Below are 7,303 nucleotides of genomic sequence, written 5' to 3'. Positions count from 1 at the left end.
TCAGCAGTTCAGCCAACCCAAGCCCAAGGGTTCGCTGATAGCTAAACTTTTGAAAGGTAGCTCTGATCGATATTGCGGTACCGACCAGGCCTTTAAACTGGCTTTCAAAGTGCCGGGTGTTGTAGATCCAGTGCTCAGTGTAGATGCCGAGACGTTCGAGAATGGGCGGGATGTTGTGATCAATGCTGCCGCGTTTGTCACTTCGAATCTGGCGGCCGGTCCAGTCTACCAGTTCCAGATAGTCTTGCAGTCGAAAGGGTAGGCCAGCGGGCATGTCTTTCCTTGGGTATCCGACAAACGGAAAGAGTAGCTTTGGCTGGTTTGGTTCCGGTGACGTCAGATCTTCTTTGGCAGTCTCTACTCGTTCTTTAACGGATGTAAAATCGGAAGTCTCGGGTGTATCGGCCATCTGTGCACGGATGGGGTTCAAGTCCACGTAGGCCAGGCAGGTTACCAGGGCTTTTTCATCCAGTAATGCCTGTGATTTGAACCTGGCTTCCCAGAACCTGCCGGTGCAATTGTCTTCTGCGTTTGCTTGCCGTGCGATGTCTTCATTCAAGGCCCGCATGAACCAACTGATCGACATCAGACGTTCGCGCCATTCGGTGGCCGTTTCGGAGATGACTTTGAGTTGTTCTTCGTACAGGTCTTTCCCGGCCAAGTAGGCTTGGGTTAGGAAGTTGCCGGAATACAGCTTGTGCCATCGTTCAATGACTTCGGCTTCTGTCCAGGCGTTGGCTTTGCCAGCGTTGATGTGCAGCACGATGTGGTAATGGTTCGACATCACTGCGTAGCCACACACATCCAGCGCGTAGACCTCAGCTAACTGGAGAATACGCTGCTCTATCCACCCGCGCCGGTGTTCGTAGTCGTTGCCGGAATGCTCGTCACGGCCGCACAGGAAGGCACGGCGCACGCACCGGGAGGTGCAGTGGTAGTATGGTGTCGCCTCCAGGGCGAGCTGGCTTTTTCTTGAACGTGGCATAGTGTCTAACCCTGACGGCCCGTTTATGATGCTGTATAAACTACTGGATGGCTATTTTGGGGTCAAGTGTTAATGTGGATGTCCAGATTGCCCCTCTCGATAGCCGTTACTAATGAAATGTGGCCCTGAGCCCTTTATAAATTTCGGTTTGCTCCGGGTTCTGCCTGCTTCCAGCGCAAAGTATGCAGCTTCGATACCAGAGGTTTCACGAATTCAAGCTGGTGGTGTGCTGTAGGATGGAAGGCTACACCAACTTCTCGATTTAGATCGGCTAGTATGGGCGGGCGTCGCACAAGGACATCCTGCCTGCTGGCAGCGACACTTTCCGGTACGATGGCAACCCCCATGCCGCAGGCCACCAGTGTTAGCGCCCAGTCATCGTTGTCAGTGCTCGCGCGCAGATCAGCATTCAGCTGGTACTCTTGCTCCAGACGCTGCTGCACTCTGTCTTTGAGTTCGCAGTGCACCCGGCCAATTAGAGGCATGCCTGACAGATCATCAGCCGTCAGCTCATCATGCAGTGCCAGATGTGAGCTTTCAGGCAATGCCAGTACGTAATCCTCGCGCCATAACGACTGGAACTGCCAATCGACGGGTACATACTCCCGTATGGTAAAACACAAATCACACTCTTCTTGCGAATTGACCAGATAGATTGCTGCACCCGGTGCGGTGCAACGTATCTCGTGCACGATCTGTTCTACGCGCCGCACGGGCAAGGTAGGTAGGATGCCCAGGCGTATAGCCGGTGTCGTCGAACGTCGAAAATGCTCGCCTATCGCGTCGGCTTCTGCCAGCAGCCGCCTGACCAGCGGATACAGGTCATGTCCTTCCTGCGTGGCCCGCACGCCTTTTTTATGACGAATGAAAAGACGGGTACCCAGGCTCTCCTCAAGTTGCAGGATGGCATTAGAGATCGATGGTTGAGCGATAAAGCAGCGCTTTGCAGCGGCGGTAATTGAGCCTTCTTCGTAGGTGGCAACGAAGTATCGCATATTTCGCATATCAAGCATGGATAATCCATAGTCTAATTATTGCATAAGGAGAGTTATAACATATTTTAACTAATCTATGATCTGCTTTACATTGAGCACTCCCTACATATGAATGGAGCAGCATCATGCAGCAAGAGTCCTCAATTGAAACCATCGAAAACCTCCTGCAGGCGTTTGCAGGCGGAGATGGCGAAGCGTTACTTTCCCGCGTTGATGACACAATCGATTTCCGCATTGATCACTATCAGGACGAGACCGATGTCGGTTGGCAATGCGCGCACAACAAAACTGAATTGATGTCTGTCTTGCAACGTCTTGAGCACGAGGTCTTTCCCCGTGGCACACAAATTGAAACGATACAGAGTCACGATCTTGGCGATGGTTGGGTGCTGACTGAATTCAGTCAGAAATTTTATTATGCGGTGCGCCAACAAATGGTTCGAACTCGTAACATGCTTCTTTCTCACAGCAACGCAGGTCGAATGGACTATTTTCGGGAGACGGTCGCATCAATAGACAACCAGTGAAGGCAAGTTGCTTTGAAGCCGAAGATGTCGCTGGTGTTCAACGTGGGCTATCGAGACACTCATACTAGGCGGCTTAGAGCGTTTGCCAGCGTTGAGTGACTTCGGTATCCGACCAGGCATTGGCTTTCTCGGCTTTGATATGCAGCACTTTGTGATAGTGGTTAGACATGACGGCGTAGGCGCAGAGTTTTAGCGCATACACCTTTGGGTAAGTTTGCTTGCCAATCAATTACAAGCGAGGCTGTGCAATTCTCAGAAGGGTGATTGACAGCGGGAGGTCATAAGTTGACCGGTTAGGGGGTGTTCAAACGTCAGAGAGGTCGCGTGGAGCATTAGCCGGGTTGCCAGCGAATAGGCTGCATCACTGGCGTACAGGTCACACCCCAATATGGGGTGACCCAGCTCGCGGCTGTGAATGCGCAGCTGGTGGGTGCGGCCGGTTCTGGGCTTGAACAACACTCGGCTACAGGTAACCTGATGCCCCGTTTCACTGGTTATCTGCACGTGCCCGATCAGCTCGTAATCAGTAGTCGCTGACTTCCCTGTATCCTCACAAATCTTTTGCAATGGAAACTCACCCCTGGCAATCGGGGCGCTGATGGTGCCGTGTTCGGGCGTCACATGCCCCAGCAACAGTGCGGTGTAAGTCTTTGCAATGGTTTTCGCCTGAAACTGCCGGGTGAGTATTCCATTAATGTGTTTGTTAAGCGCGACCAGCATGATACCCGAGGTGCCGAAATCCAGCCGGTGCAGCAGGCGGGCATCGGGAAAGTCCTGAACCAGGCGAAAGTGCACCGAGTCTTTATTCAGGGGATGCTTGCCCGACAAACTGAGCAAACCGGAGGGTTTGTTAATCAGCAGGATCGACTCGTCCTGATACAGAATCTCGATCGATTCTTTACACCTAGGGGCAATGAATGGATCAACCTGGGGTTGCATGATGTGAGCATCGCATACTTTGAATGGAGAAATGGAGTCTATCAATGCCAGAGTAATTAGGACAGATCGCATGCTAATCGGACATGCACATTAAGCGGCTATTGTGGACGCTATCATTATTGGCTTGGTTCTATCGCAGTGGTGGGTGTCTCAACAATCGGCCTTAAGAGCATAGGGCACCTATGACCACCTGGATAAAAGTGTCAATTATCTGTCATTTAGTGAAACTCACCTTACAAACCTCACACACTAAAGTGCGGATATAAATTCCATTAATTTGTGGATTGTTTAGAATACCCCGTCCTGACCAGTGCTAGGTCCCTCTAGTATTTCCCTACCTCTAACGAAGAGAACATATATGCAAATTGACAAGCTTAAGATGCTAACGGCTGCATCTCTGTCTGTTTTATTGCTGGCTGCTTGTATACCTGAAACCACCGATGATGAGGATGATGCTTCAACGGGTGGGGATACTGATACTAACACTGAAGAAAATTTCTGCAGAACAGAAACTGTTACGACCACCATCGTTCCAGAGGTGACGTTGACGGACGTTGATGATACCGAACCGAACGATACAAGTGCTCAAGCTCAGGTTATCTCAATTAATTCTACTATATCTGGCTACCTATCCGGGAACGCAGTTGGGGTACCCGGGACTGACTTTGATGATTATTACATACTGAGCGTAGTAGAAGGTCAGGTTATCGATATCCAGTTTGAGTTTAATCAGGGAACCACTAATCACATTTATTTGAAAAACGGTGATGACTTCGTGGTGGATGATACCAGCGGCGATAATGTCAAGAAGATCAATTTCACTGTTCCAGCAGGTATGACCGAATTAACTATCTTCTTGACGGCTGATTATGGCTCCGGTGACTATACGTTAACCGTTAAGACTCCCGCAGAACCAGTTGAAGTTACGAACACTCAGACGTTGGAGTGCTACGGCGACATGACTGGTCATGTGTCTGATGCCATTTCAGGTGCTCGCCTGGCGAATACCACGATTAATCTGCGCGCTGGCCTTGATGTAAAAGTGGGTGATATCGCAGAAACAGGTAGCACGAACGCCCAGGGAGAGTATGTATTCTCCAATGTCGAAGCCGGTGACTATACCGTCGAAGTCGTACTGGCAGGGTATTCAACCGCCTACAAGAATGTTTCAATTGAAGGTTTGAGTACACTGTCTCAATACCTTGCCATTGCGCCGGCGTTGCCAGAAGGCCAGATGAGACTGGTACTGACCTGGGGAGCATCGCCTCGGGACCTGGACTCTCATTTGCTGGTACCCAATGGTGCAAGCACTGAGCATCTTTACTATGCGAATAAATCCGTAGATGGCGCCTCGCTGGATCTCGATGACGCATCAGCGTACGGGCCTGAAACGATCACAATCACCAATGTAAAAACCGGTACCTACACTTATTACATTTACGCGTATTCTGGAGGCAGTAACTTCCGCTTCAGTAACTCTGATGTAGAAGTCTCGCTTTACGATGATACTGGACTGATAGCGCAAATGACTCCACCGGAAGGTGTGGGTTACCAGTGGAACGTATTGACCTATAACGGAACATTGACTGTTGTTAACACCATCGAGTAATTCAGTGGGTTAGTTTGATATAATCCCGTTGGATACTCAGAAAGGCAGCCTTTTAGTGGCTGCCTTTTTTTTGGAACCAGGGACAGGTTAGGCATGATAAGCAGGTGTTAGACTGAATCATGCACTCTAAGCTTGTGCGGAGATGGTCTTACATAGTCACTTAAGGGAATTTTTTCGGGTCTGTAGTTGGTATTTGGGCCAGTCAGTGGCTTAGATGTAGCTGGCGAGCACCCGCTTACCTGCTCAGCCGAAGACCATTTGATTTCGACCCTGGTTTTTGGCTGTGTAGAGCAACTCGTCGCCCCGCTTCCATGCGGACTCGATACTGTCACCATCGGTAACGAGCGTTGCACCTATGGATAGCGTAGTACTCACTTGCTCTCCGTTTGCCGATGTTACGGTGATTTCGGCAAAGCGTTCGAGTAACCGGGCTGTAAAGGCGTCCAGCTTGTCCAGAGGGCATCCTACCAAAAGCAGTCCAAACTCCTCTCCGCCCAGGCGCCCGACAATATCATCATTTCGGGAGCAGTCTTTCAACGTGGCACCAAACGCTCTGAGCAGTTTATCGCCGGATAGGTGGCCATGGGTATCATTGAATCGTTTGAAATGATCGATATCCATGCCCAGCCATATCAGTGACTCTGAAGGGTTATGAGCAAAGACTCGTTCCGCTGCCTCCAAAAAACCTCGTCGATTCAAAACCCCGGTCAGTTCATCGGTCAGGCTAAGCGTTTTGTAGCGGTTCTTGTCGGCACCTAGCAATTCCACCTTTCTCTTAAGGCTATTGAAGCGTAAACCCAACACCATCGACAGCAGGGCGACCTCGATCAAGGCTCCCGCAAAAAACAAAAAGATGAGCCACTCACCTGGCTGGACGAGCCCGAGCCACATCCACCCCCACAGCCCCGCAGAAATGATATAAAAGATCCAAGCCACGAAAAAATAGGTGGCTAGCGGGTGACCTTGACGTATTGAAAAGGCCACCACAGCCATAATCAGAAGCGGCCCTGCAATGCCTACGGATATTGCGAGCACATACCCATAGAGGTCAGACATAAAGGGAATCAATACCAGCAATACGGTAACAGCCGCTATTGACACACGCAGAAAGCGGTCGATTTGCGGTAAGTGCTTGCGAGTATTCAAAAGTTCACGCGCGAATACCCAGGACGCCATGACCGTCATCGTGCTGGTAAAGTTCGCCAAATAAGAACCACTACCAATAGCTGGGAAGACCAAGCGAATTAACCCGGACATGTCGAGCAGGTAAACGAGATTACCAAACACAAAGACGTTGTAGGTCAGGTAAAGGCGCTCGCGCGCTCGTAACCCAATGGCAAGGTTATAGCAGAACGCGAGAACAAACATGCCAATAACCGTACCGAAATAGAACTGGGTTTTAACGGCTTTCCATAGCAGTTCGTCCTGGGGTGTGACATTGATGCTGAATTGAAATACCTGGTCGGTCGTTAAACGAAGATACGCGGTTTTTTCTGCAACGGTGGTGTCGAAAACAAAGGTCAAATATCGGGCAGGTTGAGCGGCATCCTGGCTCGAAGAGCTGCCTGCAGCGTCAATCCACCGCCACTCATCTTGCTTGAGTTGAATTGCCTCGCCATTAAGACCGGTGTTGGGTAACAACTCCACCCACAATAGTTCGGACTTCGAGTCCACAGGAAGCTCCAGGCGCAACCACATTACACCACCCCGCAAACCACTCCAGTAATCCGGGTTCCAAACAGGAACGCCCACCCCTCTCTGTTGTACTTTTGCCCAGTTGCTTTCGGGTAGTGCTCTTAACTGGTCAAATGACAACTCACCCTGACGATCCAGGATAAACGCCGCGTCTAACTGAACGGGGTATTGTGCATAGGCTCCGGAACTGAGCAATAGAGTTGTCAGGACGAATGCCCTGATCAGGGCTAGGAGCCACGGGTATTGCATGTTGTTTGAAGCCTGTCTGGACATTGTCGAATTGCGGGCACTGCGTTTTATTTCCAAACCGGTATAGAGGCTGACCGTGGATGCAGCCAGTTCCTCTGCTCTGGATTGGTCCGCAGGTTCACCTGAGCGGTAGTCTAGCAAAGTCTGGGAAGAGTATAGGGGATTAACGTCAGTCGCGGTGAGCCAGGTCAAGTTCTGCGAGACCCTGCTGCATTTAGGGGGCTATAAGACCGTTCTGTCTCTGCTAGGGAGTGGAGTACACGACAGTGAGTGTTCGGACACAACGAGCAGCCTCTGAGTCCCG

6 protein-coding genes are annotated in these 7,303 nt (G+C 50.6%); 2 read left to right on the top strand and 4 right to left on the bottom strand.

Features of this window, described 5'->3' with window-relative positions; translation table 11 throughout:
* Window positions 1-985: hypothetical protein (locus ABJT94_RS12865; protein ID WP_348476305.1), on the bottom strand; the 985-nt coding region annotated here is incomplete at its 3' end.
* Between the two features lie 134 nt (window positions 986-1,119).
* Window positions 1,120-1,998: a LysR family transcriptional regulator gene (locus ABJT94_RS12860; RefSeq protein WP_348476304.1), complete on the bottom strand. Its 879-nt coding sequence runs from the start codon at window positions 1,996-1,998 to the stop codon at window positions 1,120-1,122.
* 107 nt (window positions 1,999-2,105) lie between these two features.
* Here ABJT94_RS12860 and ABJT94_RS12855 point away from each other — a divergent pair, with 107 nt between their 5' ends.
* Complete coding sequence (locus ABJT94_RS12855; RefSeq protein WP_348476303.1) at window positions 2,106-2,507, top strand: hypothetical protein; 402 nt, start codon at window positions 2,106-2,108, stop codon at window positions 2,505-2,507.
* A gap of 252 nt (window positions 2,508-2,759) precedes the next feature.
* Here ABJT94_RS12855 and ABJT94_RS12850 read toward each other — a convergent pair whose 3' ends face one another.
* A complete protein-coding gene (locus ABJT94_RS12850; protein WP_348476301.1) occupies window positions 2,760-3,518 on the bottom strand; it encodes a pseudouridine synthase in 759 nt (252 codons plus the stop codon).
* Window positions 3,519-3,804: 286 nt separating this feature from the next.
* Here ABJT94_RS12850 and ABJT94_RS12845 point away from each other — a divergent pair, with 286 nt between their 5' ends.
* Complete coding sequence (locus ABJT94_RS12845) at window positions 3,805-5,055, top strand: carboxypeptidase regulatory-like domain-containing protein (protein ID WP_348476299.1); 1,251 nt, start codon at window positions 3,805-3,807, stop codon at window positions 5,053-5,055.
* Between the two features lie 243 nt (window positions 5,056-5,298).
* Here the strand turns inward: ABJT94_RS12845 and ABJT94_RS12840 are convergent, their stop codons facing one another.
* Window positions 5,299-7,191 carry a diguanylate cyclase gene (locus tag ABJT94_RS12840; protein ID WP_348476298.1) on the bottom strand — a complete coding sequence of 631 codons (1,893 nt, stop codon included), beginning with the start codon at window positions 7,189-7,191 and terminating at the stop codon, window positions 5,299-5,301.
* Window positions 7,192-7,303: the final 112 nt, after the last annotated feature.

It is taken from the genome of Saccharospirillum sp. (genome assembly GCF_039982735.1).
Lineage (GTDB): Bacteria > Pseudomonadota > Gammaproteobacteria > Pseudomonadales > Natronospirillaceae > Saccharospirillum.
Note: the sequence above shows the minus strand (reverse complement) of the source record. Positions and strands in the feature narration are given on the sequence as shown.